This window comes from Enterobacter sp. H2G27 (genome assembly GCF_054403075.1).
Genome location: NZ_JBSVSI010000001.1, coordinates 2,405,889 through 2,431,716 on the forward strand (window position 1 = coordinate 2,405,889; position 25,828 = coordinate 2,431,716).

At 57.3% G+C, this 25,828-nt stretch carries 24 protein-coding genes and 1 pseudogene; 12 read left to right on the plus strand and 13 right to left on the minus strand.

All coding sequences use genetic code 11. The annotated features are described in order from the left end of the window. The first annotated feature begins 21 nt into the window (after positions 1 to 21). Positions 22 to 918 carry a LysR family transcriptional regulator gene (locus ACW9E7_RS11400; RefSeq protein ID WP_127731385.1) on the plus strand — a complete coding sequence of 299 codons (897 nt, stop codon included), beginning with the start codon at positions 22 to 24 and terminating at the stop codon, positions 916 to 918. On the opposite strand, the gene ACW9E7_RS11405 is transcribed toward ACW9E7_RS11400, so the two are convergent. Continuing rightward, positions 897 to 1,655: a phosphate/phosphite/phosphonate ABC transporter substrate-binding protein gene (locus tag ACW9E7_RS11405; RefSeq protein WP_325848361.1), complete on the minus strand. Its 759-nt coding sequence runs from the start codon at positions 1,653 to 1,655 to the stop codon at positions 897 to 899. The two genes, ACW9E7_RS11400 and ACW9E7_RS11405, sit on opposite strands and share 22 nt — an antisense overlap. Continuing rightward, a complete protein-coding gene (locus ACW9E7_RS11410; RefSeq protein ID WP_458727797.1) occupies positions 1,648 to 2,619 on the minus strand; it encodes a fatty acid desaturase in 972 nt (323 codons plus the stop codon). Before ACW9E7_RS11410 ends, ACW9E7_RS11405 begins: the two co-directional genes overlap by 8 nt. A gap of 149 nt (positions 2,620 to 2,768) precedes the next feature. Between ACW9E7_RS11410 and ACW9E7_RS11415 the strand changes: the two genes are divergently transcribed. Next, complete coding sequence (locus ACW9E7_RS11415; RefSeq protein WP_252093123.1) at positions 2,769 to 3,749, plus strand: GlxA family transcriptional regulator; 981 nt, start codon at positions 2,769 to 2,771, stop codon at positions 3,747 to 3,749. A 78-nt stretch (positions 3,750 to 3,827) separates the two neighbouring features. Next, entirely contained in the window at positions 3,828 to 4,838 is a 1,011-nt protein-coding gene (gene gap, locus ACW9E7_RS11420) for a type I glyceraldehyde-3-phosphate dehydrogenase (RefSeq protein ID WP_458727798.1), read from the plus strand. Positions 4,839 to 4,879: 41 nt separating this feature from the next. Here the strand turns inward: gap and ACW9E7_RS11425 are convergent, their stop codons facing one another. After that, positions 4,880 to 6,067, minus strand: coding sequence for an MFS transporter (locus ACW9E7_RS11425; RefSeq protein ID WP_143345249.1), 1,188 nt, complete (start codon positions 6,065 to 6,067; stop codon positions 4,880 to 4,882). Positions 6,068 to 6,182: 115 nt separating this feature from the next. Here ACW9E7_RS11425 and ACW9E7_RS11430 point away from each other — a divergent pair, with 115 nt between their 5' ends. Together ACW9E7_RS11430 and ACW9E7_RS11435 are read left to right on the plus strand one after the other, a co-directional pair. After that, positions 6,183 to 7,139 carry an AraC family transcriptional regulator gene (locus ACW9E7_RS11430; protein WP_111964777.1) on the plus strand — a complete coding sequence of 319 codons (957 nt, stop codon included), beginning with the start codon at positions 6,183 to 6,185 and terminating at the stop codon, positions 7,137 to 7,139. Between the two features lie 102 nt (positions 7,140 to 7,241). After that, entirely contained in the window at positions 7,242 to 8,927 is a 1,686-nt protein-coding gene (locus ACW9E7_RS11435; protein ID WP_458727799.1) for an alpha,alpha-trehalase, read from the plus strand. A 63-nt stretch (positions 8,928 to 8,990) separates the two neighbouring features. Here ACW9E7_RS11435 and ACW9E7_RS11440 read toward each other — a convergent pair whose 3' ends face one another. Together ACW9E7_RS11440 and ACW9E7_RS11445 are read right to left on the minus strand one after the other, a co-directional pair. Then, complete coding sequence (locus tag ACW9E7_RS11440) at positions 8,991 to 11,093, minus strand: TonB-dependent siderophore receptor (protein WP_458727800.1); 2,103 nt, start codon at positions 11,091 to 11,093, stop codon at positions 8,991 to 8,993. Between the two features lie 112 nt (positions 11,094 to 11,205). Beyond that, on the minus strand, positions 11,206 to 11,460 hold the full coding sequence (locus ACW9E7_RS11445) for a GlsB/YeaQ/YmgE family stress response membrane protein (RefSeq protein WP_008502662.1): 255 nt from the start codon (positions 11,458 to 11,460) through the stop codon (positions 11,206 to 11,208). A 208-nt stretch (positions 11,461 to 11,668) separates the two neighbouring features. Here ACW9E7_RS11445 and ycgR point away from each other — a divergent pair, with 208 nt between their 5' ends. Continuing rightward, positions 11,669 to 12,400, plus strand: a complete 732-nt coding sequence (gene ycgR / locus ACW9E7_RS11450; protein WP_023312174.1) for a flagellar brake protein YcgR — start codon at positions 11,669 to 11,671, stop codon at positions 12,398 to 12,400. Between the two features lie 37 nt (positions 12,401 to 12,437). On the opposite strand, the gene emtA is transcribed toward ycgR, so the two are convergent. After that, positions 12,438 to 13,049, minus strand: a complete 612-nt coding sequence (emtA, locus tag ACW9E7_RS11455; RefSeq protein WP_024909815.1) for a membrane-bound lytic murein transglycosylase EmtA — start codon at positions 13,047 to 13,049, stop codon at positions 12,438 to 12,440. A 106-nt stretch (positions 13,050 to 13,155) separates the two neighbouring features. Between emtA and ldcA the strand changes: the two genes are divergently transcribed. Then, a complete protein-coding gene (ldcA, locus tag ACW9E7_RS11460; protein WP_458727801.1) occupies positions 13,156 to 14,070 on the plus strand; it encodes a muramoyltetrapeptide carboxypeptidase in 915 nt (304 codons plus the stop codon). A 97-nt stretch (positions 14,071 to 14,167) separates the two neighbouring features. Continuing rightward, positions 14,168 to 15,901 carry a potassium/proton antiporter gene (locus tag ACW9E7_RS11465; RefSeq protein ID WP_111964781.1) on the plus strand — a complete coding sequence of 578 codons (1,734 nt, stop codon included), beginning with the start codon at positions 14,168 to 14,170 and terminating at the stop codon, positions 15,899 to 15,901. Here ACW9E7_RS11465 and ACW9E7_RS11470 read toward each other — a convergent pair. From ACW9E7_RS11470 to ACW9E7_RS11480, 3 genes and pseudogenes are all read right to left on the minus strand, one after another. Next, positions 15,839 to 15,988 (minus strand): annotated as a pseudogene (locus tag ACW9E7_RS11470) (hypothetical protein); the annotation flags it as partial. The gene ACW9E7_RS11465 and the pseudogene ACW9E7_RS11470 sit on opposite strands and share 63 nt — an antisense overlap. Beyond that, a complete protein-coding gene (gene dadX, locus ACW9E7_RS11475; protein WP_127731402.1) occupies positions 15,949 to 17,019 on the minus strand; it encodes a catabolic alanine racemase DadX in 1,071 nt (356 codons plus the stop codon). The pseudogene ACW9E7_RS11470 and the gene dadX, both read right to left, overlap by 40 nt. Positions 17,020 to 17,028: 9 nt before the next feature. Then, positions 17,029 to 18,327, minus strand: coding sequence for a D-amino acid dehydrogenase (locus ACW9E7_RS11480; RefSeq protein WP_127731404.1), 1,299 nt, complete (start codon positions 18,325 to 18,327; stop codon positions 17,029 to 17,031). A 321-nt stretch (positions 18,328 to 18,648) separates the two neighbouring features. Between ACW9E7_RS11480 and ACW9E7_RS11485 the strand changes: the two genes are divergently transcribed. Continuing rightward, positions 18,649 to 20,181: a SpoVR family protein gene (locus tag ACW9E7_RS11485; RefSeq protein WP_023293929.1), complete on the plus strand. Its 1,533-nt coding sequence runs from the start codon at positions 18,649 to 18,651 to the stop codon at positions 20,179 to 20,181. A gap of 44 nt (positions 20,182 to 20,225) precedes the next feature. Here ACW9E7_RS11485 and fadR read toward each other — a convergent pair whose 3' ends face one another. Further along, positions 20,226 to 20,945, minus strand: coding sequence for a fatty acid metabolism transcriptional regulator FadR (gene fadR / locus ACW9E7_RS11490; RefSeq protein WP_023336056.1), 720 nt, complete (start codon positions 20,943 to 20,945; stop codon positions 20,226 to 20,228). Between the two features lie 200 nt (positions 20,946 to 21,145). On the opposite strand from fadR, the gene nhaB reads away from it, so the two are divergent. Further along, complete coding sequence (gene nhaB, locus ACW9E7_RS11495) at positions 21,146 to 22,684, plus strand: Na(+)/H(+) antiporter NhaB (protein ID WP_458727802.1); 1,539 nt, start codon at positions 21,146 to 21,148, stop codon at positions 22,682 to 22,684. Positions 22,685 to 22,827: 143 nt separating this feature from the next. After that, the gene (gene dsbB, locus ACW9E7_RS11500) at positions 22,828 to 23,358 is read left to right on the plus strand and encodes a disulfide bond formation protein DsbB (protein WP_063408593.1); all 531 of its coding nucleotides are present in this window, start codon (positions 22,828 to 22,830) and stop codon (positions 23,356 to 23,358) included. A gap of 114 nt (positions 23,359 to 23,472) precedes the next feature. Here the strand turns inward: dsbB and ACW9E7_RS11505 are convergent, their stop codons facing one another. From ACW9E7_RS11505 to ACW9E7_RS11515, 3 genes are all read right to left on the minus strand, one after another. After that, entirely contained in the window at positions 23,473 to 23,913 is a 441-nt protein-coding gene (locus tag ACW9E7_RS11505; protein ID WP_024909872.1) for a YcgN family cysteine cluster protein, read from the minus strand. A gap of 93 nt (positions 23,914 to 24,006) precedes the next feature. Continuing rightward, positions 24,007 to 24,666, minus strand: a complete 660-nt coding sequence (locus ACW9E7_RS11510; protein WP_024909871.1) for a fumarylacetoacetate hydrolase family protein — start codon at positions 24,664 to 24,666, stop codon at positions 24,007 to 24,009. A gap of 47 nt (positions 24,667 to 24,713) precedes the next feature. Further along, entirely contained in the window at positions 24,714 to 24,989 is a 276-nt protein-coding gene (locus ACW9E7_RS11515; protein ID WP_029742143.1) for a YcgL domain-containing protein, read from the minus strand. Between the two features lie 123 nt (positions 24,990 to 25,112). On the opposite strand from ACW9E7_RS11515, the gene minC reads away from it, so the two are divergent. Further along, complete coding sequence (gene minC / locus ACW9E7_RS11520; protein WP_111964785.1) at positions 25,113 to 25,820, plus strand: septum site-determining protein MinC; 708 nt, start codon at positions 25,113 to 25,115, stop codon at positions 25,818 to 25,820. The last annotated feature ends 8 nt before the right edge of the window (positions 25,821 to 25,828 follow it).

Consider the following 25,828-nt stretch of genomic DNA (forward strand, 5'->3'; position numbering starts at 1 on the left):
GTAGTTCGCGCAGAGAAAAAGATGGATATTAAACAGTTAAAATATTTAATCGCGCTCGACGAGACCCGCCATTTTGGCAAGGCGGCCTCGCAGTGCAACATCACCCAGCCGACCCTCTCCATGCGCATCCGCAGCCTGGAAGAGGAGCTGGGGCTGGTGCTGATTGTTCGAGGACAGCGCTTTGAAGGGTTTACGCCGGAGGGTGAACGCATACTCGCGTGGGCACGCGCGCTGCTGGCCGCGCACGACGGGCTGCAGGCGGAAGCGGCGCTGTGCAAAGGCCAGGTGGTGGGCGAACTACGTCTCGGGATGGTGCCGCTGGCGAGCGTGGATCCGATGATCTTTATTCGCCTGCTGACCCAAAAATATCCGGAGCTGACCTACAGCCTCTATTCCATGTCCTCCGCACAGATTGCCGACGGCGTCAGCCGCAATCAGCTTGAGCTGGGAATTTGCTACCTCAACAGCATCGACACCAGCCTGTTCGATATTATCCAGCTACCCAAAACCAAGATGGGCCTGCTGCACGACGTCCGCCATTTCCAGCTCGGCCAGGAGACGTTGACCTGGCGCGATCTGACGGATTTTCCGCTGGGGTTTCTGACTAAAGGGATGCATTACCGGGCGCATATGGAGGCCAGCTTTAAGTCTGCAGGCATCGAACCGGCGTCCGTTTTCGAGAGCGACTCCACGTTTCAGATCATCCAGGCGGTGCAAAGCGGCGTATGCTGCGCCGTGATGCCGCTGAATAACGGTCTGGAAGATCTGAACAGTAATTTCAGGATTGTCCCCATCGCCGACGCGAACATTGAGGCCCCTGTCGGCCTGATTATGCGCAGGCAGAAGCCCGTCTCCTCGCTGGCGCTGCGCTGTTTTACCGACGCGCAGGAGATTTATCACGCCAACAATGAGGCGTAGGCCTGGCGCGTCACCACGCTAAAACCGTCAATCAGCACCGCGCCGCGCACGGCCCGATATTCCGGCAAACTCACCAGCGCGCGGAGCGCATCGCGAAGGGCGTTCAGGGTCTCAGGCGAGGCGTGGGGCGAGGTAATGAGCGGCAGCCCCGGCGTCAGAGGGGTATGGTCAATCACCGCCAGCCCCGTCAGTCTTTCCGGCTCGTGACGCTGCAGTAACGCCCATGTCACGCAGTCGATGGCCGCGATATCCCCTGCCCCGCGTTTGACATCGATCAGCGACTGGCGATGGCTGCCGCTGAAGGACGTTTGCGCGAAAAATGGACTGTTGCTCACCAGGGGAGCGACTATTTTTCGCAGCGCATTGTAGCCGGACTGCGAATCCGGAGAATTACAGACCGCACGACATCCGCGAAAATCCGCCAGCGTGAGATGCCGATCCTCCTCGCGCACCACCAGAAAGCTGCGGTACTGGATCCCTTCGCAGCCAGGTGCCACGTAGTGAAAACAGCCGACCACCTGCACGTCCGGAAGCTGGGTAACCAGCGGATAACCGCAGGTCTGGCTGAGGACAAGCGCAGGCTGTCGCCAGTGGGTCAGCAGATCGGACTCCGGCCAGCCGGGATCGCGATCGACGGACACACCGCGCGCAGCCAGCAGCCCTTTTACCGCCAGCCAGAGCGCAAGGGTGTCGGCGCGATCCACAGCATACATGGGAAACGCCAGCAGGTTACTCATACCCTTCCCCCTGTTGTTTTCCTGGGTGAACGGTGACGTCAACGGGCCTGCCCCAGAACTGACGCAGCCATTCACCATAGCCCCTGACGAGAAAACCGTGGTTTCGCTGCCGGTACGCCTCCCGGTTTTGCTGGTAGATCGCCTTCAGCCCGTACCAGGGCACGCCCGGCAGATCGTGATGTACTGAATGGTAGTTGAGATTCAAAAACAGTACCCGCCAGAACAGCCCGGCCTCGTTAATGACGGAGCGCGCCAGCGGATCGTCCGCCGCGCGATGCTCGAAAAACGATCGGACCTTGGTCAGCGCCAGCGCCGGATAGCTGACTGCCAGCACGAACCAGAAGGGAGAAAAACCGGTATGCGCCATCCAGGCGAAGAGCACCACCAGCAGCAAAGCGTGCACCAGCCACATCGTCATTGCGCGCAGGTGAAGGTGACGAAATGCCGCCGCGGCGCTGCCCAGCGTCTGAAGGATATCCAGCAGCGGTGCCAGCATCAGCCGTCCGGCAAAGGTATTCCGGGCCCTGATAAGCCGTTTCTGCCAGGGAGAAAAGCGCGCCCAGCTCTCGTCGGTAAAATAGTACGACTCCGGGTCATCCACCGGATGGGTCAGGCTATGGTGCCGATGATGGGCGAGATGGGAGTCCCGGTACAGGCCGTACGGATACCAGACCGCCAGCGGGAGCGTGCCAAACAGCTGGTTCAGCCAGGCAAAACGGGTGGGATGCCCGTGGATCAGCTCATGCTGCAGCGACATGTACCAGGCGGTAAACCCGATGAGCAGCAGCGTGGCGGGCAGCAGGCCCAGCGTTTGCCAGAACGCCAGCGTGGTAAACCAGCCTGCATAAATAGTGATAATCAGCAGCCACGTGGGCAGTTCGCTTCGCCATAAAAAACCCGATGCGAGCTGGCGGATTTGTTCGCGTTGTTGCGGATGTAAATAGAGGGAGCTTCGTTGACTCATTCCTTCAGACGCCGTTTCGCCAGAGATAATTCTCTGACGATCGGGGAAAACGCCTGAAATAACAAAGAACATTAATCGCTTTGCTTTGCCAGAAACGTGGGGGTCATGCGTTCCTTGACTTATTCTGTAATAAAGGTACTTTTCAGGACATGAAAAAGATCCTGATTATTGTTCCCGACGGCGGCATGCTGTTTGAAGCCGCCGGTATCGCCGACATTCTGATGCAGGCCAACCGGCTGCATCCGGAAGGGCTTGCGCAGCCCCGCTACCGGATTATCATCGCCACCACGCAGCCTCACCAGGTGATCCACGGCCAGTCCGGCCTGAATTTGCTGGCGGACTATCGCCTGCCGGAGCTGGATCCGCGTGAACCGCTGGATACCATTATCATCACCGGACGCGGCATGAACGAGCAGGAGAGCACGGCCGTTGTGGACTGGCTGCACCTCGCTGCGCCGCACGCCCGGCGGGTAGCCTCTATCTGCGGCGGCGCGATGCTGCTGGCCCAGACTGGCCTGCTGGACGGTCGCCGCGCGACCACCCACTGGCGGCTGCTGGAGACAATGCAGACACAGTATCCGTCAATCAGGGTCGAAGGCGGCCCGCTTTACATTCAGGACGGCCCCATCTGGACCTCCGGCGGCGTCAGTTCCGGGTTCGATCTGACCCTGGCGCTGGTGGAGGACGACTACGGATTTACCCTCGCCCGCGATGTCGCGCAGGATATGGTGATGTACCTGCGCCGTCCCGGCGGGCAGCTGCAGTTCAGCCGCTACAGCCTTCAGCAGCCCGGCACATCCGGTCCGATAAGCGAACTGCAAACCTGGATCCTGCAGAACCTCACCGCCGATCTGTGCGTGGAAAATCTGGCCGAGAAAGCGGCAATGAGCCCGCGTAACTTCACCCGCGTGTTTACCCGCGACGCGGGAGTCTCTCCCGCTCGCTATGTGACCGAAGCGCGCCTGGCCGCGGCCCGTCAGCTGCTTGAGCAGACCCATGACCCCCTTGAGCGCGTTGCCGAGCAAAGCGGGTTTGGCACCAGCATTAACTTGCGCCGCATCTTTGAGAAACAGCTTCACCTCACGCCCGGCGAGTACCGCCAGCGCTTCCACTGCCGCAAGATGGCGTAATCTGATCCTTTTTTGTCGTTTACGCCAACCGGCCCGACGCCTACAGTGACTCCAGACAACAGAGATAAGGAGTGCACCATGGTTAAGGTCGGTATTAACGGTTTCGGCCGTATCGGACGTAATTTCCTGCGCGCGGCGCTGGGCAACCCGGCTCTGCAGATTGTGGCCATTAACGATCTGACGGACAGCAAAACCCTCGCCCATCTGCTGAAGCATGATTCCCTTCTGGGCAAACTGCCCGCGCCCGTTGAAGCGGGTGACGGCGCGCTGCAGGTAGACGGCCAGCGGATCGCCGTATTTAGCGAACGCGATCCGGCGAATATCCCGTGGCGTGAAGCTGGGGTAGACGTGGTGATTGAGGCCACCGGCTTCTTCACTGAACGGGAGAAAGCGGCGGTGCATATCACCCACGGCGGCGCTAAGCGCGTCATCATTTCCGCTCCCGCGAAAAACGATGATCTGACGATTGTGATGGGCGTCAACCATGAGCAGTACGATCCCGCCAAACACGCGGTGGTAAGCAACGGGAGTTGCACCACGAACGGTCTGGCGCCGGCCGCTCAGGTGCTGCACCAGCAGTTCGGGATTGAGCATGGCCTGATGAACACGACGCACGCCTACACCAACAGCCAGGCGCTGCACGATCAGCCGGAAAAAGATCTGCGCGGCGCACGCGCGGCGGCGCTGTCGATTGTGCCTTATTCAAGCGGTGCGGCGAAAGCGCTGGGGAAAGTGATCCCTTCCCTTGACGGCAAACTGACCGGGTACTCCCTGCGCGTGCCGGTGCCGGTGGTGTCGATTGTGGATTTAACGGTAACGCTGAGCCGTCACGTAACCGCCGAAGAGGTGAATGACGCGTTCCGCAACGCGGCCGCCAGCGGGCCTCTTAAAGGCATTCTGGGCTATAGCGATGAACCGCTAGTCTCCAGCGACTACCAGGGCGACCCACGCTCCTCAATTATCGACGGGCTTTCCACGCTGGTGATTGGCGGGAACATGGTGAAGATCCTGGCGTGGTATGACAACGAGTGGGGCTTCTCTAACCGCCTGGTGGATCTGGCGGTGCTGATGGATAAGAAAGGGCTGTAAGCCTGATGCCGGGTGGCGCATGCGCCCACCCGGCAAATAATTCAATCCGCTTTCACTTTCACGCCCATAAACACAATCACCATCGCCGTTACTAACAGGAAACCGCTTCCCGCGAACACGCCGCTGGCACCGTTGAGGTCAAAGACCGCCCCGCCCCCGGCCGCACCGGCACTGATTGCCAGTTGAATTGAGGCCACCAGCAGCCCTCCTGCACTTTCGGCTTCATCCGGAACGGTAGTGGCAAGCCATGTTGACCAGCCCACCGGAACCAGACCAAATGCAAAGCCCCATAGCGCGACAAGCAGCCCGTCCAGCATCGCCAGATGACCAAAGGCGACCATCATGAGCGCGAGAACGCCCATCGCAAACGGCACCAGCGCCAGCGTCAGGCGCAGATTGCGTGCCAGCAGATGCCCTGCAACAGAAGTGCCCACAAAGTTGGCGATACCAAAGCCCAGCAGGATCAGCGAAATGGTCTCCACGCTCGCCTGCCCCACCGTCTCCAGGAACGGACGCAGGTAGGTAAAGAAGGCGAAATGGCCGCTGAAGATCAGAATGGTCGCCAGCATGCCGCCGATCATTCCCGGACGACGCAGCACGCGGAACAGCGTACTCAGGCTGCCGCTGCTCTCCGGCTTCATGGACGGCAGCACCCAGAGCTGCCACAGCAGCGCCAGCATGCTCGGCAGAATGCAGAGTATAAAGACGTTGCGCCAGCCGATCAGGCTGCCCAGATAGCTGCCGAGCGGCGCCGCGACCACCGTGGCAATTGATACGCTGGAGAAGATCACCGCCAGCGCTTTCGGCACTTTATCTGCCGGAACCAGACGCATCGTAGTCGCCGTCGACATCGCCCAGAATCCCCCAATGGCTACCCCCAGCAGCAGACGCCCCATCAGCAGGACGTGCAGGTTGGGCGCAAAGGCCACCAGCAGGCTGGAGATAATTTGCAGCACCGAGAAAAACATCAGCACCCAGCGGCGGTCAATACTTTTGGTGGCAGGCGTAATCAGCAGCCCGGTGACCAGCGCCACCAGCGCGGTGGCAGTGACGGCCTGTCCGGCCATCCCCTCGGTCACGCCCAGGCTCGCGGCCATGGGCGTTAACAAACTCGCCGGCAGAAATTCTGCCGTAATCAAACCAAATACCCCCAGCCCCAGTGAATAGACGGCCCGCCAGGCGGGTTTTGCAGGCGCTACCGCCTCGCTCGCCGCGACACATGAACTCATCTGTTGATCTCCCGTTATAAAAATGTGACTACTGTCGCAAAAGAATAGAAGGTTCACCCTGGACGATCTATGACATATAATCTCCACTTATTGATTATTCGTCCGGAGTTGTGCCATGACCGTACAGTCACCCGATCTGATCAGCGAACTTTTACGCGGCATGCGTCTTTCAGGCGTGAAATACCGGCGGATCCAGGCCAGCGCGCCGTTTGGCGTCGCGTTTCATCAGGCGCCCGGCCGGGCACAGTTTCATTTTGTGAGCCACGGTAGCGCCCTGCTGCGCATGGAGAGCGGTGCAACGTTCGAACTGAGCGGTGGCGACGCCCTCTTTATTCCCGGCGGGAATTCCCATGCCCTGCTCTCTGACGAGCAGGCCACCATTACGCCCATCAACGCCTTCCCGAGCGAGCCTATCTGCAGCTCGGTGTGTGCTATCACCTGCGAGCCCTGCCCGGAAAGCGAGAACACCCTCATCTTCAGCGGGTGCATGGATTTTGAGCTGGGCGGGATGCAGCCGCTGATCAAAGCGATGCCGGAAGTGATGATGGTCAGCCGGCTGATGTCCACCTGGCCGGAAATTCATCCGCTGCTGGCGGCGATGGAGCGGGAATCCGCGGCGCGTCAGGCCGGGTATGCCGGGATCCTTGCGCGCCTTGCCGACGTGGTGGCGGCATTAATCGTGCGCGGCTGGGTTGAAGGCGGCTGCGGTAAAGCCACCGGCTGGGTGCAGGTTCTGCGCGACCCGCGACTCAGCCGCGCCATTTACGCCATGCATCAGCAGCCAGGCCTGAACTGGAGCGTCGCGGATCTGGCAAAAGAAGCGGGCACGTCCCGCTCCGTGTTCGCCGAACGGTTTCTGGCCGCGACGGGAACCACTCCGGCAAAATATCTCAGCGAGCTGAGAATGCGGCTGGCGATTCAGTACATTCGGCATGAAAATCAACCCATTGAAACCGTCGCGCTGCGGCTGGGATACGGCTCTCTGGCGGCCTTCAGCCGGGCATTCAAGCGCATTATTGGACATGCGCCGGGCACGCTGCGGGAAGCCAGCCAGACCGCGGAAGAGGTCTGAAATACCGGCAATATTTAACGCGAAGCGGACAATATTCGTCTAAGGTTTTCAGGTGATTGACAACAGCGGTCACGCTGTTTAGTGAAGACAGGAGACGAACTGATGATAAGACCTCGTACACTACGCCCCGCGTTTTTGCCCCTTGTGTTAGGCGGCGCGCTGCTCGGCGTAACGACACTGGGATATGCCGACGATAGCCCCGCAGCCCAGACAACCTCACCCGATATTTTGCTGGGCCCTCTGTTTAACGATGTGCAGAGCGCCAAACTGTTTCCCGATCAGAAAACCTTTGCTGATGCCGTCCCCAAAAGCGACCCGCTGATGATTCTGGCGGACTACCGGATGCAGCACACGCAGTCCAGCTTTGACTTACGCCACTTTGTCGAGATGAACTTTACGCTCCCTGCGGAAGGGGAAAAATATGTTCCGCCTGCTGGACAAAGTTTACGTGAGCACATTGACGATCTCTGGCCCGTGCTGACGCGCACCACCGATAAAGCCAGCAACAAATGGGATTCCCTTCTGCCGTTACCGAAACCTTACGTTGTGCCCGGCGGACGTTTCCGCGAGGTCTACTACTGGGACAGCTATTTCACCATGCTGGGCCTGGCAGAGAGCGATCATTGGGACAAAATCAGCGACATGGTGGATAACTTTGCCTATGAGATTGACACCTTCGGCCACATTCCCAACGGCAACCGCAGCTATTACCTGAGCCGCTCCCAGCCGCCGTTTTTCTCAATGATGGTTGAACTGCTGGCGACCCACGACAGCGATGCGTTGAAGAAGTATCGTCCGCAGATGGAAAAAGAGTATGCCTACTGGATGGATGGCGTTAATGCCCTTCAGCCGGGCCAGGCCAACAAGCGCGTGGTGAAGCTGGACGACGGCGCTATCCTCAACCGCTACTGGGATGACCGCGATACCCCGCGTCCGGAGTCCTGGCTTGACGATGTGAATACTGCCAAAAGTAACCCTAACCGACCCGCGACCGAGATCTATCGTGATTTACGTTCCGCCGCGGCCTCGGGCTGGGACTTTAGCTCCCGCTGGATGGACGACCCGCAAAAGCTCGGCACCATCCGGACCACCAGCATTGTTCCCGTGGATCTGAACGCCCTGATGTTTAAGATGGAAAAACTGCTGGCGCGGGCAAGCCAGGAGAGCGGTGACGCCGCCAGCGCAAGTAAATACGAAGCGCTGGCTACGGCGCGTCAGAAAGCCATCGAGAGCCACCTGTGGAATGATAAAGAGGGCTGGTACGCGGATTACGATCTGAAGAGCAAGAAGGTACGCAATCAGCTCACCGCCGCAGCCCTGTTCCCGCTTTACGTGAAGGCGGCGGCGCAGGATCGTGCCGATAAAGTCGCCGCGGCAACCTCGTCGCGCCTGTTGAAACCGGGCGGGATAGCGACCACCACCGTAAACAGCGGCCAGCAGTGGGATGCGCCAAACGGCTGGGCTCCCCTGCAATGGGTGGCTGCGGAAGGGCTGCAGAATTACGGGCAAGAGAAGGTCTCGATGGACGTGACCTGGCGCTTCCTGAAGAACGTTCAGCATACTTACGACCGGGAAAAGAAACTGGTTGAGAAGTATGACGTGTCGACCACCGGTACGGGAGGCGGCGGCGGCGAGTATCCGCTGCAGGACGGCTTCGGCTGGAGCAACGGCGTGACGCTGAAAATGCTGGATCGGGTCTGCCCGAAAGAGAAACCTTGCGACAGCGTGCCGGAGAATCGGCCTGCGGCGAATGATGAGGCTGCGCCGGTGAAAGCGACGGCGCAGTAAGGGAGTAATGCCGGGTGCGGTTACGCCTTACCCGGCCTACATTTTGAAATCACAGGGAGTTACCTAGAAGCTGTAACTCGCCCCTAGCTGATACGTCCTGTCACGCCCAATCCAGCAGTTGGTCGCATCGTAGCAGGTCAGCGTCTCTTTGTTGGTGACGTTCTGCGCGCTGGCCTTAAGCGTCAGCCCTGCCAGGAAAGGCAGGATCTCGCCCATCCGATATGAAGCCGCCAGATCGAACTGGGTGGTGCCGCCCAGCTTACCCGCGTCGTTTGCCGGAGAGATTTCCATCGGCCCGGTGTAGCGGGCACCCGCTCCCAGCATCAGTCCTTTGAGCGGCGTGTTCTCAAAGGTGTAATCCCCCCAGAGGTTGAAGGCATTCTCGGGGACCTGCGTTGGACGTTTACCTTTGTACTTGTCATCTTCCCTGTTGATCGCGTGGGTGTACGCATAGTTGGCAATCAGCGTCAGGTTGTCCGTCGGACGGCTAATGGCGGAGAGCTCTGCCCCTTTAGATTCCACTTCCCCGGTCTGACGATAGTTCAGGAAGCCCGGATCGGAGGTGACGACATTTTTCTGACGGATGTTAAACACCGAGGCGGTAAAGGTGGTAGCGTAGTCGGCCAGCAGATATTTTACCCCGCCTTCCACCTGCTTGCTGGTGGTCGGCTTAACGTCTTTCGCCACGAGCGTGCCCTGCGGCGACACCGGCGCAAAACCTTCGGAATAGCTGATAAACGGCGAAATTCCGCTATCGAAGGCGTAAAGCGCGCCCAGGCGCTTGGTGACGCGATCCTGCGATACCCAGGCTTTATCACCGTTTTGCAGGTAGTTGGTGGTGACGGAGCGATAATCATCGTAGCGCAGGCTGCCCAACAGATTGAGGCCGCCAAACTCTACCTGATCCTGTAAGTAATAGCCGTTCTGCTGGTAGCTGAGGCGGTTTTTCTGAGCAGTGTAGAGCCCCAGCGCGCTTTCCTGGATCTGCGAATAGTCTGGCTGACGCATATCCATACCCGGGGTGGCCGACGCGTAGCGGTAGTGGAAGTGGGAGTTCAGCTTCTGGTAGTCAAACCCGGCCAGCAGGTGGTGTTTCCACTCGCCCAGCGCAACGGTTTTGGTCACCTGGTTGTCAATGTTGAAGCTCTGCAGATCTTCATCCGTGGTGTAGGCAAAGCGGTTGAGCTGATACGCCTCGCTTCCCGTCCCCGTTGCATAGACGCTGCGCTGATGGGTATCGACATCAAAATAGCGCGCCTTCTGATTAAAGCCCCAGCCGCTGTCAAATTCATGTTCAAAGCTGTAGCCCAGCATCCACTGACGCTGCTTAAAACCGCTCCACTCATCACCGGCGTAGTCGCGCTTGCCCGCGTATTTCGAGCGCAGGTAGGCGAGCGGCAGCGGGTTAGACGGCGTCAGGCTCGGGGTGTTTTGCGCCAGCGCGTCCAGGGTGAGGCGGGTTTTGCTGTCCGGTTGCCAGGTGACGGACGGCGCAACCAGGTAGTTTTCATACCGGGTGGTGTGCGGCTGATCGTCGTTTTCCGTGGCTTTGCCCAGCAGACGGTAGTTCCAGTTGCTGTCGGCAACCTGCCCGGTTGAATCGAGATAACCCTCTTTCAGATTACGGTTTCCGGTGTTAACGCCGATTTCGGTTCGGGCTTCACGCTGCGGTTTTTTGCTTTGAATATTCACCAGCCCGCCCGGTGAACCGCCGCCGTAAAGTACCGATGAGGGGCCTTTCAGGATATCAACGCTGTCAATCAACAGCGGATCGATTCGCGCTTTGGTATTGCCGGTAACGTTATAGGGCAGTTGCAGCCCGTTGTAGAACTCCTGGTCGACGGTAAAGCCACGAATTTTGTATTCGCTCATGTATGACGTATTCCCCCGCACCTCGGTTGAGACGCCCGGAGCATAGCGCAGGATTTCATTCACGGAATTCGCATGACGCTTTTCAATTTCCGGCGCAGAGACGGTCGTGATGACCTGCGGCGTTTTACTTTCGGCAACGGCCGATTTCGTGGCGCTGTTCGTCCAGGCCGGCAGCGCGCTGCCCTGCTCTGAGCCGGTGACGACGATAGTGGATTCTTCGGCGAATGCAGGAACATGCAGTGCGAGCGTGACGGCGCCTGCCAGGGCGCATAGCGTAAAACGTGAGGTATTCATAATGTCGTCTTGTTGTCAGATGCGATACGGAACGACAATTATTATCATTTAGATTAACAATTCAATACGCAGGCAAAAAAACGGCCCTCCTCAGAGAGCCGTTTATGTGAATTTATGCTCGTCGCAGTAACCTGAATATGCCCAGCACCACAATGGCACCCACGACAGCGACCAGAAAACTGTGCAGGTCGAAACCACTTATGTTGCCTCCAAAACCAAACATCGTCGCCAGCCAGCCGCCCACAACCGCACCAACGACCCCGAGTACACAGGTCAAAATAAAACCGCCGCCATCGTTTCCCGGCATGATCAGTTTAGCGATAGCGCCAGCAATAAGACCAAAGATAATCCAGGCGATGATACCCATAGCGATGCCCTCTTGCAGGTTTAACGCATGCGCAGAAAACCTTCTGCACAGCTAACTTAAGTATAGGTCATCGCCGGAAAACCATTTTCATCTCACCGACTTATCTTTGGTTAAACAGGCAAAAAAAACTCACCGGTTTGTATTAAGTTTCATTGCAGATTGCCGATAACGCTAAGACAGTCTGTCATCAATCAAGGAGCCATCCGGCGTGAGTCATTACAGTGAGCAGTTCCTCAAGCAAAATCCGCTGGCTGTATTAGGGGTATTACGCGACCTGCAAAAAGGTGAAGTGCCGCTGCGCATCAGCTGGTCGAATAATCAGTTCATCAGCAAGATCCTTGACGCCTCGCAGGATCGGCTGGTGATTGATTTAGGCAGTCAGGAGTACGAAAACCGCGCGGCGCTGAAAGCGGAGAACATCGCGGTGATGGCCGAAACGCAGGGGGCCAAAGTGGAGTTTGTCCTGTCGCGACTGGAACTCAGCGAATACCAGGGACTTCCGGCTTTTGTGACCCCCCTTCCGACCAATCTCTGGTTTGTTCAGCGTCGTGAATATTTCCGCATCAGCGCCCCGCTCCATCCCGCCTATTTTTGTAAGGCCAAAATGCCGGACAAAAAAGAGATCCGCTTTCGCCTCTTCGATCTGTCGCTGGGCGGCATGGGCGCACTGATGGATACGCCGAAACCCGACGGGCTGGTAGAGGGCATGCGGTTTACGCAAATTGAACTGGATATGGGTGGCTGGGGTCGCTTCTATTTCGATGCGCAGCTGATTGCCATCAGCGACCGCACCGTCGTGGACAGCAAAAACGAAACCATCACCACGCCGCGTCTGAGCTTCCGTTTCCTGAACGTCGGGCCCGGCGCAGAGCGTGAGCTTCAGCGTATTATCTATTCCCTGGAGCGGGAGGCGCGGGAACGCGCAAATAAAGTCCTGTGAAGAAATCGGGCAGCGTGACCGCCGCCCGTCTGCGGCATTACATAGCATCCATCGCTTTCTGTACTTTCCAGATATAACGAGGCGCCTGTGGTGCCGGATGATTTTTCGCCACGTGTTCAAAGAATTCGTCTTTGTCCATGCCGTTAATCTCTTCAATCGCCTCTTTGCGGTCAGAAGAGAAGGTTCTGAGCAACGCGCCGGCACCGTTAACGTAAGACACCACCAGCGCGTACTGCATCACCTCCGGATCCTTAATGCCCTTCAGCACGCCATGCTCCATGATGCTCAGATAGGCCGTGCCCATTGAAATGTTGCGTTCCGGGTTCTTCAGCTCGCTAGTCGACGGCTGGCCGCTCCAGCCCATATAGCGGTAAACTTCTTTCCCCGCCGTTGACGCTTTAAGCTGCATCAGGCCCACCGCGTTGGATTTGCTGACGAGGGTGGGATTACCGCCTGACTCCACCGCGATGATCGCCGTGATGAGGCGCGGACTGACGCCCCAGGCCTTCCCGGCTTGCTCACTGATCGGCATCCACTGCATGGCCCGCTTCACCGGCACTTCCGGGTTCCAGGGCGGGTTTTGATAATCATGTTTTGAACTACAGCCAGCGAGCAACACAATCAAAAAAGCAAACCATCTCAATTTCACGTCATCTATCCTTATAGCCGGTCATTGCGGTGCGCCGCTCTTGAAGCAGGCGGCGAATAAGCGGCATGATATAGACAATTAGTTTCTCATTCAGCAAGGATTTGCCATGTCTCAGTTTCATCTCATCGCGCCGTCGGGCTACTGCATTAACCAGGACGCGGCGCAGCGGGGCGTTCAGCGTTTACTGGAGTCGGGCCACCAGGTAGAAAATCAGACAATTATCCCCCGCCGCCAGCAGCGTTTTGCCGGTACCGAAGCGCAGCGGCTGAATGATATCAATAGTCTGGTGAGCCTGACGGGCGAAAACCGGATTGTGCTGGCGGTGCGCGGCGGATATGGTGCGAGCCGGTTACTGGAGAGCATTGACTGGCAGGGGCTGGCACAGCGTCAGCAGCAGGATCCGCTGCTGATCTGCGGCCACAGCGATTTCACCGTCATCCAGCTTGGGCTGCTGGCGCTGTATGAAATTATCACCTTCAGCGGCCCAATGCTGGCCGGTAACTTCGGCGCACCGGAACTGGATGCGTTTACCGTGGAACACTTCTGGCGTGCGCTGCGCAATTCCACCTACAGCGTGGAGTGGCAAGGCAATGGACCGCACTGGGAATGTGAAGGTCAGCTCTGGGGCGGTAACCTGGCCATGCTGGTCTCGCTTATCGGCACGCCGTGGATGCCGCAAATCGAGGACGGCATTCTGGTGCTGGAAGACATCAACGAACATCCGTTCCGCGTCGAGCGCATGCTCTTGCAGCTTTATCATGCCGGTATTCTTGAACGCCAGTCCGCGATTGTGCTGGGCAGCTTCAGCGGCTCTGCCCCGAATGACTATGACGCGGGTTACTCCCTGGAAACCATGGTTGAGTTCATTCGCTCGCGGCTGGATGTTCCGGTCATCACCGGTCTGGATTTTGGTCATGAGCAGCAAACCGTGACCCTGGCGCTGGGGGCGCACGCCTCCCTGATCCACAATGATTCAGGCAGTCGGCTGACCATCAGCGGCCATCCTGTCATAAAGGCATAAAAAAGCCGTTATACCCCCTTAATAAAACGCTGTTGCCGTCGTTAATATGTTAGGGTTTTAGTAACAGCGTTAACATTGAGGTGGGAGTAAGAGAACATTGGATGCCGCAGCGATAATCAGCCTTTTCATTCTGGGTTCGGTCCTTGTAACCAGCAGTATTTTATTAAGTTCATTTTCATCGCGTCTCGGCATACCTATTCTTGTCATTTTCCTCGCCATCGGCATGCTGGCCGGCATTGATGGTATTGGTGGTATCCCATTCGATAACTACCCTTTCGCCTACATGGTGAGTAACCTCGCGCTGGCGGTGATCCTGCTGGACGGCGGGATGCGCACCCAGGCAAGCTCCTTCCGCGTGGCCTTAGGGCCCGCGCTGTCGCTCGCGACGGTTGGCGTGTTGATTACCTCAGGCCTCACCGGAATGATGGCCGCGTGGCTTTTCCATCTCAACATCATGGAAGGTTTGCTGATTGGCGCGATTGTTGGCTCAACCGATGCGGCAGCGGTGTTTTCCCTGCTCGGCGGAAAAGGGCTTAACGAACGCGTCGGCTCCACGCTTGAGATTGAATCCGGCAGTAACGATCCGATGGCGGTGTTTCTCACCATCACGCTGATTGAGATGATCCAGCAGCACGAGACGGGCCTGAGCTGGATGTTCGTCTGGCATATCCTGCAGCAGTTCGGGCTGGGGATTGTTATTGGCCTGGCGGGGGGATACCTCTTACAGCAGATGATCAACCGCATCTCCCTCCCCGCGGGGCTTTACCCCCTGCTGGCGCTGAGCGGCGGCATTCTTATTTTTGCCGTTACCACCGCGCTGGACGGCAGCGGCATTCTCGCCGTCTATCTCTGCGGTTTCCTGATGGGCAACCGACCGATCCGTAACCGTCATGCCATTTTGCAGAACTTCGACGGCCTGGCCTGGCTGGCGCAAATTGGCATGTTCCTGGTGCTGGGCCTGCTGGTTACGCCTTCGGACCTGCTGCCGATCGCCGTTCCGGCGCTGCTGCTGTCCGCGTGGATGATCTTCTTCGCCCGTCCGCTGTCGGTATTTGCAGGACTGCTGCCGTTTCGCGGCTTCAACCTGCGCGAGCGGGTCTTTATCAGCTGGGTGGGCCTACGCGGCGCGGTACCGATTATTCTTGCGGTCTTCCCGATGATGGCCGGTCTGGATAACGCCCGGCTGTTCTTTAACGTGGCCTTCTTCGTGGTGCTGATTTCGCTGCTGTTCCAGGGAACCTCGCTCGGGTGGGCGGCGAAGAAAGCCAAAGTCGTGGTGCCTCCCGTGGGCTGGCCGGTCTCTCGCGTGGGGCTCGATATTCACCCAGAGAATCCTTGGGAACAGTTTGTCTATCAGCTGAGCGCTGACAAATGGTGCGTGGGGGCCTCGCTGCGCGATTTGCACATGCCGACTGAAACGCGCATTGCCGCCCTGTTCCGCGATAATGTCCTGCTGCACCCTACAGGCAGCACCCGCCTGCGCGAAGGGGATATTCTCTGCGTGATTGGCCGCGAGCGCGACCTGCCCGCGCTGGGCAAACTGTTTAGCCAGTCGCCTCCGGTGGCGCTGGATCAGCGTTTCTTCGGCGATTTTATTCTGGAAGCCAGCGCTAAATTTGCCGATGTGGCGCTGATTTACGGCCTGGATGAAGGGCTGGAGTACCGCGACAAGCAGCAAACGCTGGGGGAAATCATTCAGCAGCTTCTGGGAGCAGCCCCTGTTGTCGGCGACCAGGTGGAGTTCGCCGGGATGATCTGGACGGTTGCGGAGAAAGAAGATAACGCGGTCAGGAAAGTCGGCGTCAGGCCGATGGAAGATGAAGCGGAGTAGCGGTTTTTTTGCCGGGTGGCGCTTGCGCCACCCGGCACTAATACTCGTTACACCGTCACAACCGGCACTCGCGGAGCCAGGGCACACATCAGTTCATACCCCACCGTGCCCGCAGCGGCAGCAACGTCATCAATCTTGATTTCGTTACCCCACAGCTCGACCGGTGAACCGATGCCCGCCTGCGGGCATGGCGTCAGGTCAACGGCCAGCATATCCATTGATATGGTGCCCACCGTTCCCGTGCGAACCCCATCGACCCAGACAGGCGTGCCGGTCGGCGCGATGCGCGGGTAGCCGTCGGCATAGCCGCCCGCCACGATGCCAATCCGCTGTTCGCCCTTTGCCCGGTAGCGGCTGCCGTAGCCCACCGTGTCGCCGGCCTTCAGGGTTTGCACGCCAATGATTTCGCTGCGCAGGGTCATCACCGGCTTCAGGCCGCTGTTGGCGATGTCCTGCCACTGGCCCGAGGGTGACGCACCGTAAAGAACGATCCCCGGACGCACCCAGTTGTAGTGCGCCTCAGGATGCCAGAGCGTGGCCGCCGAATTTGACAGCGAGCGCGGGCAGTCCAGCCCTTCTGCCGCCTGCTCAATGCGGACCATGGCATCGGCAATGCCGTCCGGTTTTTCCGCGTCGGCAAAATGGGCCATCAGCGTCATTTCGCCCACGTTTTTCATGGCGCGCAGCTGCTGCCAGACCGTATGCACGCGCTCAGGCTGGAAGCCCAGGCGGTTCATGCCGCTGTTCACCTTGAGGTAAATATCCAGCGGCGCGTGGAGTTTCGCATCCTGAATCGCCTTAATCTGCCAGTTGCTGTGAACGCTGGTGGTCAGCCGATATTTATCCAGCAGCGGCAGATCGTCCGCGTGGAAGAAGCCCTCCAGAAGCAGTATCGGCCCTTTCCAGCCGCGCTCGCGCAGCAGAATGGCCTCTTCCAGATTCAGGAGCGCAAAGCCATCGGTGGCGCTCAGGGCGCTCCAGATACGGTCAATACCGTGGCCGTAGGCATTCGCTTTCACCACAGACCAGACGCGCGAACCAGGCGCCGCCCGGCGAACAATTTGCAGATTATCCTTCAGGGCCTGCAGGTTCAGCTGGGCCAGAACAGGACGGGACATGACAACTCCTTAGCTATGCGCGCCGTGCAGGTGCTGTGGACGCGACGGCGTAAACCCCGATTGATAGCGCGCGGCGCTTAAATCGTCAAACGGAATTGCCGGCGTGCGCCCGGAAATCAGGTCGCTCAGCAGCTGGCCCGATCCGCAGGCCATCGTCCAGCCAAGCGTGCCGTGTCCTGTATTGGTCCACAGGTTTTTAAACGGCGTGCGGCCCACGATCGGCGTGCCGTCCGGGGTCATCGGACGCAGGCCGGTCCAGAACGTCGCCTGCTCAACAAAACCTCCTCGCGGGAAGAGATCGCCCACGACCATCTCCAGCGTTTCACGACGCGGTTTCAGCAGTTCGGTGTTGAAGCCGACGATCTCCGCCATGCCGCCTACGCGGATGCGGTTATCGAAGCGGGTAATGGCGATTTTGTAGGTTTCATCCAGAATGGTCGACACCGGAGCGCCGCTCTCTTCTTTTACCGGAATGGTCAGCGAGTAGCCCTTCAGCGGGTAGACCGGAATATCGAGAATACCTTTCAGCATGGCGGTGGAGTACGAACCAAACGCCATCACGTAGGCATCGGCTTTGATCACCTCCTCGCCGCACTTCACGCCGTAAATTTTTTCCCCTTCCGACAGCAGCTTGTCGACAGATGTGTTAAAGCGGAATTTCACCCCCGCCTGTTCGCACATTTGCGCCAGACGCTGCGTAAAGAGCTGGCAGTCGCCGGTTTCGTCATTCGGCAGGCGCAGGCCGCCCGTCAGCTTATGCGCAACTTCCGCCAGCGCCGGTTCAACCTGGCCTAGCTGGCTGGCTTCCAGCAGCTGGTAAGGTACACCGGCATCTTCCAGCACGGCGATATCGCGGGTGGCATTTTCGTACTGCTGCTCGGTGCGGAAAAGCTGCAGCGTCCCGCCCTGGCGGCCTTCATACTCAATACCCGTCGACGCGCGCAGCGCTTTCAGGCAGTCGCGGCTGTATTCCGCCAGGCGCACCATGCGCCCTTTGTTCTCCATGTAGTGGCGGGTGTCACAGTTACGCAGCATCTGCCACATCCACTTGAGCTGGAACTGCGTGCCGTCAAGGCTGATGGCCAGCGGCGCGTGGCGCTGGAACATCCATTTAATCGCCTTCAGCGGAACGCCCGGCGCTGCCCACGGTGCCGCATACCCCGGAGAGATTTGCCCGGCGTTCGCCGCGCTGGTTTCAAGCGCAGGACCGGACTCACGATCGATAACGGTGACGTCATGTCCCGCCTGACTTAAATACCAGGCGCTGGTTACCCCAACGACACCACTTCCCAGTATGACAACACGCATAGCCACTCCATTATGTGTAAAAGAACAATCTTCTAATTACAGATTGATAACCTAGTTGAAAATATTATTCAACATACGACTTTTTTATGGTGACTTACCTCACACATCCCCCAGCATCAGGGGATAGTGCTAATTTGGGATCTCCTGCTGCGCGTTATTTTTAACCAGCATAAAATGCTGATGGACACCGTTTTTTTGCCGTATCAAAAACGCGAAATCGCAAAGAAAAAATTTCTGCCCCAGCACGCTTTTTAACACGTTGATCTATGCTTGAAAGGAGGCTCTCCAGACAGAGAGAGCACCCACAACGAGGGCGCGCTAATGGCTACTATTGATTCCCTGAACAAGGACAACACACGTCTGAGCGATGGACCCGACTGGACCTTCGAGCTGCTGGATGTTTACCTCGCCGAAATCGACCGGGTCGCAAAGCTGTATCGTCTGGATACCTATCCCCATCAGATTGAAGTCATTACGTCCGAACAGATGATGGACGCCTACTCCAGCGTCGGGATGCCGATTAACTATCCGCACTGGTCTTTTGGTAAGAAATTCATTGAAACGGAGCGGCTGTATAAGCACGGGCAGCAGGGTCTGGCGTATGAGATCGTCATCAACTCCAATCCGTGTATCGCCTATTTAATGGAAGAGAACACCATTACCATGCAGGCGCTGGTGATGGCGCACGCCTGCTACGGGCACAACTCCTTTTTCAAGAATAACTATCTGTTCCGCAGCTGGACGGATGCCAGCTCCATCGTCGATTACCTGATCTTCGCCCGTAAATACATTACCGACTGCGAAGAGCGCTACGGCGTGGACGAAGTGGAAAAACTGCTCGACTCCTGCCACGCGCTGATGAACTACGGCGTGGACCGCTACAAACGTCCGCAGAAAATCTCCCTGCAGGAGGAGAAAGCCCGGCAGAAAAGCCGCGAAGAGTATCTGCAAAGCCAGGTGAACATGCTGTGGCGCACCCTGCCGAAGCGTGAGGAGGAAAAAACGATCGCCGAAGCGCGTCGTTATCCGTCCGAGCCGCAGGAAAACCTGCTCTATTTTATGGAGAAGAACGCCCCGCTGCTGGAGCCGTGGCAGCGTGAGATCCTGCGTATCGTGCGCAAGGTGAGCCAGTATTTTTACCCGCAAAAGCAGACGCAGGTGATGAACGAAGGCTGGGCGACCTTCTGGCACTACACTATCCTCAACCATCTGTACGACGAGGGGAAAGTCACCGAGCGGTTCATGATGGAGTTCCTCCACAGCCATACTAACGTGGTGTTCCAGCCGCCCTACAACAGCCCGTGGTACAGCGGCATTAACCCGTATGCCCTTGGCTTTGCCATGTTCCAGGACATTAAGCGTATCTGCCAGTCGCCGACGGAAGAAGACAAGTACTGGTTCCCGGATATCGCCGGGTCAGACTGGCTGGAAACGCTGCACTTTGCGATGCGCGACTTTAAGGATGAGAGCTTCATCAGCCAGTTTATGTCGCCGAAGATCATGCGTGACTTCCGCTTCTTCACCGTGCTGGACGACGATCGCAACAACTATCTGGAGATCTCCGCAATCCACAACGAGGAGGGATACCGTGAGATCCGCTCTCGCCTTTCCTCCCAGTACAACCTGAGCAACCTTGAACCGAATATTCAGGTATGGAACGTCGATTTGCGCGGTGACCGCTCCCTGACGTTGCGCTATATCCCGCACAATCGCGCGCCGCTGGATAAAGGGCGTAAAGAGGTGCTGAAGCATGTGCATCGCCTGTGGGGCTTTGACGTGCAGCTGGAGCAGCAGAATGAAGACGGCAGCGTCGAGCTGCTGGAACGTTGCCCGGCGCGGTTGAATACGCTGTAGCGCCACCCGACGAAAAAAAACCTCTCATACGAGAGGTTTTTCTTTTAGCGGGTCTGAATCGCTAAATCACCCGGCAGCGTTTTCTGCATACGGTGCCAGATTTCACCGGAATCGTGACCGTAGCGGCGCACCGTCTCATAAACCTGATCGTGCAGGCCTTCGGTACAGAGCTTGCTCAGCTTATGGTAGAAGCCCAGAGCCAGGCTGCGGGCTTCCGGATTGGCAAAGTAGTGGCGGCCAATGCGGGTATAGAGCCCTTTCATACCGTTGAGGATCAGGCCGTAAACCGGGTTGCCGGAGGCAAACGCCAGGCCGCGAAACACGTTGTAATCGAGGGTGGCAAAGGCATCGGCATGATCTTCCACCTCGTTCGCGCTGGCCAGCACCGCAAGGGCGTCTTCCGGATGCTGACGGAAAGCTGTACGAATAAAGATCGTCGCGATGTTGGTGCGAACGGAGAGCAGATTATCAATGAGCTGCGGCACGCTTTCATGGTCGAGACGCGCCAGCGTTTCAAGAATGTTTAACCCGGATGTTTCCCAGAAGTTGTTTACTTTCGTAGGCTTACCATGCTGGATCGTCAACCAGCCATCGCGCGCCAGCCGCTGAAGCACTTCACGCAGCGTGGTGCGAGTGACGCCAATCAGTTCAGAGAGTTCGCGTTCAGCCGGAAGAATGGACCCCGCAGGGAAACGATTATTCCAGATGCTTTCAATGATGTACTCTTCCGCGAAACCCGCCGGGCTCTGCGCCTTAATGACCATAGTGAGATTTCCATTACACAGCTTTAGCAAATTGGACTCATCATACCAGAGGCAGCCAGTGGCAGGTAGCGCGGCAAAGAGAGAAAAGAGGGATCGCCGTTTCATTTTTGTGAAATTTACAATGCCGCCTCATCCGCCTCCAGGCCGCATTTTTTGCGTATACTGATGTTTTGTCTTACTTGACGGGAAGGACGTCTGTTGTGGAAATTTCTTTTGGGCGCGCGCTGTGGCGCAATTTTTTAGGTCAGTCTCCTGACTGGTATAAGCTGATACTGCTGGTTTTCCTGGTCGTTAATCCCATCATTTTTAGTGTGAATCCCTTTATCGCCGGCTGGCTGCTGGTGGCAGAGTTTATCTTCACCCTGGCCATGGCGCTAAAATGTTATCCCCTGCTGCCGGGCGGATTGCTGGGGTTTGAAGCCGTCGTCATCGGCATGACCAGCGCCGAACATGTCAAAGCAGAGCTGGCGTCAAATCTCGAAGTGCTTCTGCTGCTGATGTTTATGGTGGCGGGCATCTACTTCATGAAACAGCTCCTGCTGTTTATCTTCACGCGCCTGCTGCTCAGCATTCCGTCAAAAATGTTCCTCTCGCTGGCGTTTTGCCTTGCCGCCGCCTTCCTGTCGGCCTTCCTGGACGCGCTGACGGTCGTCGCGGTGGTGATAAGCGTCGCGGTTGGGTTTTACGGTATTTATCACCGCGTGGCCTCCTCTCGTCCGGGTGAAGATTTGCAGGATGACAGTCACGTCGATGCGCATAACCGTGACGTGCTGGAACAGTTCCGCGCGTTTCTGCGCAGCCTGATGATGCACGCTGGGGTCGGTACCGCGCTGGGCGGCGTAATGACCATGGTGGGCGAGCCGCAAAACCTGATCATTGCCAAAGCGGCGGGCTGGCACTTCGGTGATTTCTTCCTGAGAATGGCCCCGGTCAGCGCACCGGTGCTTATCTGCGGCCTGGCGACCTGTCTGCTGGTGGAAAAATTTCGCCTCTTTGGCTATGGGGCCCAACTCCCGGAGCCGGTACGTCAGGAACTGCATAAATTCGATCTGCAGAGCCGACGCCAGCGGACCCGCCAGGAGACGCTGCGCCTGATTGCTCAGGGGATCATCGGCGTCTGGCTTATCGCCGCGCTGGCGCTTCATCTTGCCGAAGTGGGGCTGATAGGCCTGTCAGTCATTATTCTCGCCACCACCTTTACCGGCGTGACGGACGAACATGCCATCGGTAAAGCGTTTACCGAAGCCCTGCCGTTTACCGCCCTGCTGGCGGTGTTCTTTGCGGTCGTGGCGGTGATTATCGACCAGCATCTCTTCGCGCCGATTATTGCCTTTGTATTACAGGCGTCACCGGATGCTCAGCTGTCGCTGTTTTACCTGTTTAACGGCCTGCTCTCGTCAATCTCAGATAACGTCTTTGTCGGGACGGTCTACATCAACGAGGCCAAAGCCGCTATGGAGCAAGGCGTTATCAGCGCCGGACAGTTTGAACTGCTGGCCGTGGCGATCAATACCGGCACCAACCTTCCGTCGGTGGCGACGCCAAACGGCCAGGCCGCCTTCCTGTTCCTGCTGACCTCCGCCCTCGCGCCGCTCATACGTCTATCTTATGGCCGGATGGTGTGGATGGCGCTGCCCTACACGCTGGTGCTCACGATCGTGGGATTGCTTTGCGTCAAAATTACCCTCATTCCCTGTACGCAATGGTTGATACAAGCGGGTATACTTGCGGCGCAGTAAACTATGCATCTCGGGCAGTTCGCTGCCCGTTTGCCTTTTCGCACGATAAACATCCAATTACGTTTTATTTCGCCAGGTACAGGTGGCGTGAAAAACGAATTCGTTTACACTGCGCTTTCTAAGCATGTTCCAGGGAAATGATTATGTTGAGATTTTTAAACCAGTGCTCCCGCGGTCGCGGAGCGTGGTTGTTAATGGCCCTGACCGCCTTTGCGCTGGAAATGGTCGCGCTGTGGTTCCAGCACGTAATGGGACTGAAACCTTGCGTGCTTTGTATTTATGAACGCTGCGCGCTGTTCGGCATTATGGGGGCGGGCCTGGTGGGCGCGATTGCGCCGAAGTCGCCGCTTCGCTATGCCGCTATCGCGATCTGGCTGTACAGCGCCTGGAAAGGGATTGAACTCTCCTGGCAGCACACCATGATGCAGCTGCATCCGTCGCCGTTTATGACCTGCGATTTTGCCGCCCGCTTCCCGAGCTGGCTGCCGCTGGATAAATGGCTGCCGCAGGTGTTTGTCGCATCCGGTGACTGCTCCGTTCGTCAGTGGGAATTCCTGACGCTGGAGATGCCGCAGTGGCTGGTAGGCATTTTTGCCGCCTACTTCATCGTGGCGCTGCTGGTGCTGATCGCTCAGCCGTTCAAACCGAAGAAACGCGATCTCTTTGGGCGCTAAGTTGCCCGGCGGCGCTTCGCTTGCGCGGGCCTACGGTTTATAGGTCGGGTAAGCGCAGCGCCACCCGACACACCCGCGCATAATAATAAACCCGCTTCGGCGGGTTTTTTAATCTCAACGGGTCGGGTGATTCATGATGTGATCTTCCCAGTCCCGCACCTCGGACTCTTTCACCGCAATGTGGCGCACAGAGATACGCTCGCCGTGCATCGCCGCTTTTGAACCGGTTAACAACGGATGCCAGTCAGGCAGACCTTTCCCTTCCGCCAGCAGGCGATACGCGCAGGTATGCGGCAGCCATTCAAACGTCGGCAGATTATCCCGGGTTAACTTTATGCAGTCCGGCTCAAATTCAAACCGGCGCTCATAGTTGCGGCACTGGCAGGTTTTAATGTTTAGCTGCTTGCAGGCAACGTTGGTGAAGTAGATTTCATCCGTATCTTCATCCATCAGCTTGTGCAGGCAGCACTGCCCGCAGCCGTCGCACAATGATTCCCATTCCGCGTCAGTCATGTCGTCGAGAGTTTTGCTTTGCCAGAAAGGGATGTCGTTCATCAGGATGTCCACACGTCAAAAGAAAGCGCACCTTATAACGAGTCTGGCACGTTGTTGCAAGTTTTGCCGCCCTCTTCAGGCGGCAAGAGGAGATTACAGCACGCGGGTTTTCAGCGACAGGCCGTTAAAACCGACCTCTAGCTCGTCACCGCTCACGAGCGGGCCAACGCCTTCCGGCGTGCCGGTCAGGATCACATCACCCGGTTTCAGGGTAAAGAAGCGGCTCATGTAGGCGATCAGCGGCACAATCTTATGGATCATGTCTGCCGTGGTGCCCTGCTGGCGGATCTCGCCGTTAACCTTCAGGCTGAGCGGGGTATCCTGCGGATCGCCGGTAAATTCGCTCACCGGCACAAACGCCGAGATCGGGCAGGAATTATCAAACCCTTTGGCTTTTTCCCACGGCTGCCCTGCTTTCTTCATTTTTCCCTGCACGTCACGCAGGGTCAGGTCCAGCGCCACGCCGTATCCGGCAATCGCTTTCTGAACATGTTCTTCTGAGGCCTGGCGAAGCGTTGCACCAATCAGCACGGCAAGTTCCACTTCGTGATGCACCGAGCCGAGCCCCTGCGGCAGCGCCAGCGGCTGGCGGATATCGCAAAGCGCCGTTTCAGGCTTAATAAACAGAACCGGCTCTTCTGGCGTCGCGCTGCCCATCTCCTGAATATGTTTTGCATAGTTGCTGCCTACGCAAACCACTTTGCTGACGGGATAATCCAGTAATGCACCTTGCCAGTTATGATGTTGATACATGGTCGACCCCTAAACGGTTGATGTGTTGTGCGCAAAAACAGTTGAGGCTATTTTTTACCGTTCGCCTCAAGATGCTGTTTTAATAAATTCTCGGGTGGCGGTGGAAGCTGTAAATAATAGCCCTGCTCGGCTAAGGCCGTTTTCACTTTATCCAGATCGGCATTAATCAGTTTCTTACGACCATCAAGCGGCAGCAGCATAGCCAGCTGTGGTCGGCCAAAGTTCTTCATTAATTCTTCAGGCACGCGTGAAAAATCGTCTTTCTTTTCGACATAAAGATAGGTCTGGTCACGGCTTGTACTTCTGTAGATCACACAAAACATGTTTTTACTCTGAATTAATGGGTGGTTGCTTGCCTCAATATACTCCTGACTATAACATGCCTGATACTCTTCGGAATATCGCAGCGAGTGGTTGCGGTTAATAGCAAATTGAGTAAGGCCAGGATGTCAAACACGCCCATCGAGCTTAAAGGCAGTAGCTTCACCTTATCAGTGGTACATTTGCATGATGCAAAACCCGAGGTTATTCGTCAGGCGTTAGAAGACAAAATCGCCCAGGCTCCCGCCTTTCTGAAGCACGCCCCTGTTGTTATCAACGTCAGCGGTCTTGAGGCTCCGGTTAACTGGAAACTTCTCCAGCAGGCCGTCTCCTCCACCGGACTGCGTATCGTGGGCATCAGCGGCTGCAAAGATTCTGAGCTGAAAGCGGAAATTGAGCGTGCGGGGCTGCCCCTTCTGAATGAGGGAAAAGAAAAAGCCTCGCGTGCGGCCCCCGTTGCCGTCGAAACGCCCCCTCCTGCGGTGCAAAACGTTACTACCGTCACAAAAACGCGAATGATTGATGTGCCGGTTCGTTCCGGTCAGCGCATTTATGCACCAAACTGTGATCTGATTGTTACAAGCCACGTCAGTGCTGGCGCTGAGCTGATTGCAGATGGCAATATTCACGTATACGGTATGATGCGTGGACGTGCGCTCGCAGGCGCAAGTGGCGATCGAGATGCGCAAATATTTTGTACTCACCTGACGGCGGAACTGGTGTCCATCGCAGGTGAATATTGGCTGAGCGACAAGATCCCAGCCGAATTTTATGGCAAAGCGGCTCGCCTGCTTCTGGCAGACGACGCGTTGACCGTTCAACCGTTGAATTGATCCCTTTT

Excerpts from the sequence above, each read along its gene's own strand:
- ACW9E7_RS11440 (WP_458727800.1), bottom strand. The coding sequence starts at position 11,093 with ATGAATACCTCACGTTTTACGCTATGCGCCCTGGCAGGCGCCGTCACG.
- dsbB (WP_063408593.1), top strand. The coding sequence starts at position 22,828 with ATGTTGAGATTTTTAAACCAGTGCTCCCGCGGTCGCGGAGCGTGGTTG.
- ACW9E7_RS11515 (WP_029742143.1), bottom strand. The coding sequence starts at position 24,989 with ATGTTTTGTGTGATCTACAGAAGTACAAGCCGTGACCAGACCTATCTT.
- ACW9E7_RS11485 (WP_023293929.1), top strand. The coding sequence starts at position 18,649 with ATGGCTACTATTGATTCCCTGAACAAGGACAACACACGTCTGAGCGAT.
- ACW9E7_RS11400 (WP_127731385.1), top strand. The coding sequence starts at position 22 with ATGGATATTAAACAGTTAAAATATTTAATCGCGCTCGACGAGACCCGC.
- ACW9E7_RS11510 (WP_024909871.1), bottom strand. The coding sequence starts at position 24,666 with ATGTATCAACATCATAACTGGCAAGGTGCATTACTGGATTATCCCGTC.
- fadR (WP_023336056.1), bottom strand. The coding sequence starts at position 20,945 with ATGGTCATTAAGGCGCAGAGCCCGGCGGGTTTCGCGGAAGAGTACATC.
- ACW9E7_RS11425 (WP_143345249.1), bottom strand. The coding sequence starts at position 6,067 with ATGAGTTCATGTGTCGCGGCGAGCGAGGCGGTAGCGCCTGCAAAACCC.
- ACW9E7_RS11480 (WP_127731404.1), bottom strand. The coding sequence starts at position 18,327 with ATGCGTGTTGTCATACTGGGAAGTGGTGTCGTTGGGGTAACCAGCGCC.
- ACW9E7_RS11410 (WP_458727797.1), bottom strand. The coding sequence starts at position 2,619 with ATGAGTCAACGAAGCTCCCTCTATTTACATCCGCAACAACGCGAACAA.
- ACW9E7_RS11445 (WP_008502662.1), bottom strand. The coding sequence starts at position 11,460 with ATGGGTATCATCGCCTGGATTATCTTTGGTCTTATTGCTGGCGCTATC.
- gap (WP_458727798.1), top strand. The coding sequence starts at position 3,828 with ATGGTTAAGGTCGGTATTAACGGTTTCGGCCGTATCGGACGTAATTTC.
- ACW9E7_RS11505 (WP_024909872.1), bottom strand. The coding sequence starts at position 23,913 with ATGAACGACATCCCTTTCTGGCAAAGCAAAACTCTCGACGACATGACT.
- ACW9E7_RS11405 (WP_325848361.1), bottom strand. The coding sequence starts at position 1,655 with ATGAGTAACCTGCTGGCGTTTCCCATGTATGCTGTGGATCGCGCCGAC.
- ldcA (WP_458727801.1), top strand. The coding sequence starts at position 13,156 with ATGTCTCAGTTTCATCTCATCGCGCCGTCGGGCTACTGCATTAACCAG.
- ACW9E7_RS11430 (WP_111964777.1), top strand. The coding sequence starts at position 6,183 with ATGACCGTACAGTCACCCGATCTGATCAGCGAACTTTTACGCGGCATG.
- minC (WP_111964785.1), top strand. The coding sequence starts at position 25,113 with ATGTCAAACACGCCCATCGAGCTTAAAGGCAGTAGCTTCACCTTATCA.
- ACW9E7_RS11415 (WP_252093123.1), top strand. The coding sequence starts at position 2,769 with ATGAAAAAGATCCTGATTATTGTTCCCGACGGCGGCATGCTGTTTGAA.
- ACW9E7_RS11435 (WP_458727799.1), top strand. The coding sequence starts at position 7,242 with ATGATAAGACCTCGTACACTACGCCCCGCGTTTTTGCCCCTTGTGTTA.
- dadX (WP_127731402.1), bottom strand. The coding sequence starts at position 17,019 with ATGTCCCGTCCTGTTCTGGCCCAGCTGAACCTGCAGGCCCTGAAGGAT.